Source organism: Streptococcus saliviloxodontae, from assembly GCF_016908655.1.
Lineage (GTDB): Bacteria > Bacillota > Bacilli > Lactobacillales > Streptococcaceae > Streptococcus > Streptococcus saliviloxodontae.
Map to the genome: position 1 here is coordinate 1 of NZ_JAFBEI010000067.1, position 2,972 is coordinate 2,972.

At 38.7% G+C, this 2,972-nt stretch carries 3 protein-coding genes and 3 tRNA genes; 5 read left to right on the forward strand and 1 reads right to left on the reverse strand.

Annotated elements, in window-relative coordinates; all coding sequences use genetic code 11:
* The first annotated feature begins 174 nt into the window (after positions 1–174).
* From JOC31_RS09725 to JOC31_RS09745, 5 genes are all read left to right on the forward strand, one after another.
* Positions 175–405, forward strand: a complete 231-nt coding sequence (locus JOC31_RS09725) for a DUF2969 domain-containing protein (RefSeq protein ID WP_205017949.1) — start codon at positions 175–177, stop codon at positions 403–405.
* Between the two features lie 59 nt (positions 406–464).
* Positions 465–545 (forward strand) — tRNA-Tyr (locus JOC31_RS09730).
* A 5-nt stretch (positions 546–550) separates the two neighbouring features.
* Positions 551–622 (forward strand) — tRNA-Gln (locus tag JOC31_RS09735).
* A gap of 126 nt (positions 623–748) precedes the next feature.
* On the forward strand, positions 749–1,951 hold the full coding sequence (gene rpsA / locus JOC31_RS09740) for a 30S ribosomal protein S1 (protein ID WP_205017950.1): 1,203 nt from the start codon (positions 749–751) through the stop codon (positions 1,949–1,951).
* Between the two features lie 81 nt (positions 1,952–2,032).
* Positions 2,033–2,104: transfer RNA gene (locus JOC31_RS09745), tRNA-Arg, on the forward strand.
* A 133-nt stretch (positions 2,105–2,237) separates the two neighbouring features.
* Here the strand turns inward: JOC31_RS09745 and JOC31_RS09750 are convergent.
* The gene (locus JOC31_RS09750; RefSeq protein ID WP_205017951.1) at positions 2,238–2,852 is read right to left on the reverse strand and encodes a DUF3862 domain-containing protein; all 615 of its coding nucleotides are present in this window, start codon (positions 2,850–2,852) and stop codon (positions 2,238–2,240) included.
* Positions 2,853–2,972: the final 120 nt, after the last annotated feature.

The window sequence follows — 2,972 nt, forward strand, 5'->3', positions numbered from 1 at the left end:
CTCGTATATTGTTAATTTATCTTCATACGTTAATTTCATCAAAAAACACCCCATTCGTTAGATTTTGTGTCTAACTTTTGGGGTGCAGTTCACTTGCATGCTTTTTTGTTTTCGTGTAAAATGGATAAGAATGGGTGCTCAGATTGAAGCATCCGACAGGACAAGAGGTGGAATATGAGTAAAAAAGATAAAAAAATTGAAATTCAAATTTCAGATGCTAAACTAACAGTAAATAACATCAAATTGGATGGTTATTCACTTTCTATTGGTAAGAAAGAAATTGGCGAAATTGCTGAATTGGATGGTCAATTTGCAGTGGTTAAAGAGGGGGCTGTTAGTACCTTCCATAAGCAACTAGATGCTGCAGTAGCAATCATTGTAGAGGAATACAATTTAAATCGTTAAAAAATAAAAAAAAGCTTGCATACCAACAAAATCTATGTTAAAATAGTTTTTGTTGTTAAGGAAAGATAGCGAAGAGGCTAAACGCGGCGGACTGTAAATCCGCTCCTTCGGGTTCGGGGGTTCGAATCCCTCTCTTTCCATTTAATGGGGTATAGCCAAGCGGTAAGGCAAGGGACTTTGACTCCCTCATGCGTTGGTTCGAATCCAGCTACCCCAGTCAAAGGTATCAAGTTTTTACTTGACACCGTCAAAGATAAGAGTTGTTGTCGTTGCGGGTTACCTTGAGAAAATATATTGTTATCAAAAGCTAGCTCTGCTAGCTTTTGTTGGAGGATTTTTTAGAATGAATGAATTTGAAGATTTGCTAAACAGTGTTAGCGAAGTGAACCCTGGTGATGTTGTCACTGCGGAAGTTTTAACTGTTGATAATGGTCAAGCAAACGTTGTTATCGAAGGCACTGGTATCGAAGGTGTACTTACTCTTCGTGAATTGACTAACGATCGTGATGCTGACATCAACGACTTTGTTAAAGCTGGCGAAACACTTGAAGTGCTTGTTCTTCGTCAAGTAGTAGGTAAAGATACTGATACAGTAACTTACCTTGTATCTAAAAAACGCTTGGAAGCTCGCAAAGCATGGGACAAACTTGTTGGTCGTGAAGAAGAAGTCGTTACTGTTAAAGGAACTCGCGCTGTTAAAGGTGGACTTTCAGTAGAATTTGAAGGAATCCGTGGATTCATCCCAGCTTCAATGATCGATACTCGTTTTGTTCGTAACACTGAACAATTTGTTGGTCAAGAATTTGATGCTAAAATTAAAGAAGTTGATGCATCAGAAAACCGCTTTATCCTTTCACGTCGTGAAGTTGTTGAAGCTGTAGCAGCTGAAGCTCGTCAAGAAATTTTCTCAAAAATTGAAGTTGGTTCAGTAGTTTCAGGTAAAGTGGCACGTTTGACAAGCTTTGGTGCTTTCATCGACCTTGGTGGTGTTGATGGACTTGTTCACGTAACTGAATTGTCTCACGAACGTAACGTATCACCAAAATCAGTTGTTTCTGTTGGTGAAGAAGTTGAAGTTAAAGTTCTTGCTATCGATGAAGAAGCAGGTCGTGTATCACTTTCATTGAAAGCTACTACTCCTGGACCTTGGGATGGTGTTGAACAAAAACTTGCTGCTGGTGATGTTATCGAAGGTAAAGTAAAACGTTTGACTGACTTTGGTGCATTTGTTGAAGTGTTGCCAGGTATCGATGGACTTGTTCACATCTCACAAATTTCACACAAACGTGTTGAAAATCCAAAAGATGTTCTTTCAGTAGGTCAAGATGTAACCGTTAAAGTTCTTGAAGTAAACGCTGATGCAGAACGTGTATCACTTTCAATCAAAGCTCTTGAAGAACGCCCAGCACAAGCTGAAGGTGAAAAAGAGGAAAAACGTCAATCACGTCCACGTCGTCCAAAACGTCAAGAAAAACGTGATTACGAACTTCCAGAAACTCAAACTGGATTCTCAATGGCTGACCTTTTCGGTGATATTGAATTGTAATCTATATAAAGGGCTTGCTTAGCAGGCTCTTTTATTTAAAAGGAAACTTATTTGTATGAAGTGGCAATTGGTTTCCTATTTCCACTCTTAGTGTAATGGATATCACGTAAGATTCCGGTTCTTAAAATGGGGGTTCGATTCCCTCAGAGTGGATATAAACTTTAAAAAAACCGCATAACAAAGCGGTTTTTTTATTTTTTCCTGCCCCAATCTAGAATAGTAAGAAACTAATAAATCACAAGAGATTAGTTATAAGCGATAACTAGCCTCTTGTGATTGACGGTAATTAATTGGTTAAACCTACTTGATTTTCAGTTGCTAGGACACTATTAGTAAATGTTAGCTGGATTTGTGTGCCTGACTCACCTTTTAAGCCACTTGTCCAGATAGCCTGACCTTGTTCAGCATCTGAAGAAACAGCATGAGACATGACATCTGGTTCTCCTAGTAATTGAACGGCTTGAGAATAGGTTGTCTGTCCTACCTTTAGTTTTTGATAATCAGCCAAGCTAGTCTTAGCATCACGGATGAAACTAAAGTTTGAAATGGACTTGGCGATGGTACTATTATTGTAAAGCTGCGCTTCTATACTAACGGCGTCAATTTGCCAAGTGTAAGCTTCGACAGTAGCATCACCTGCTTGACGTTGCTCATGGGTTGTAGGTTGACCGAAAAGAGCGACCAACTGTTCAAGAGTCGATCCTCCTTGGAAATTATTAGCCGCTGTCCCAGTCGTGACCTTATTAAACGATAAGCGAACATCTTGATTTTTTGCTTGTATTTGATTTGTTGAACTTGATGTTGTAGTTGTTTTGGTTTGGTTATTGGTATTGCTACAAGCAGCAAGCGATAGACTGGCTAATACTAGGGCAGTCACGTAATAAAGTTTTTTAGATTTCATGATTATCTCCTTATATATTAAACCCGTTGTGCTAGTTAATTCTAGCCAAACTAAAAAACTTTGCGTATCATAAACTCAAAACAACCACGAAATGAGGAAACGATATGCAAAGTCAAGCTT

What these genes read in the sequence shown, in the direction of transcription:
- JOC31_RS09725 (WP_205017949.1), top strand. Translation starts at nt 175, where the DNA reads ATGAGTAAAAAAGATAAAAAAATTGAAATTCAAATTTCAGATGCTAAA.
- JOC31_RS09750 (WP_205017951.1), bottom strand. Translation starts at nt 2,852, where the DNA reads ATGAAATCTAAAAAACTTTATTACGTGACTGCCCTAGTATTAGCCAGT.
- rpsA (WP_205017950.1), top strand. Translation starts at nt 749, where the DNA reads ATGAATGAATTTGAAGATTTGCTAAACAGTGTTAGCGAAGTGAACCCT.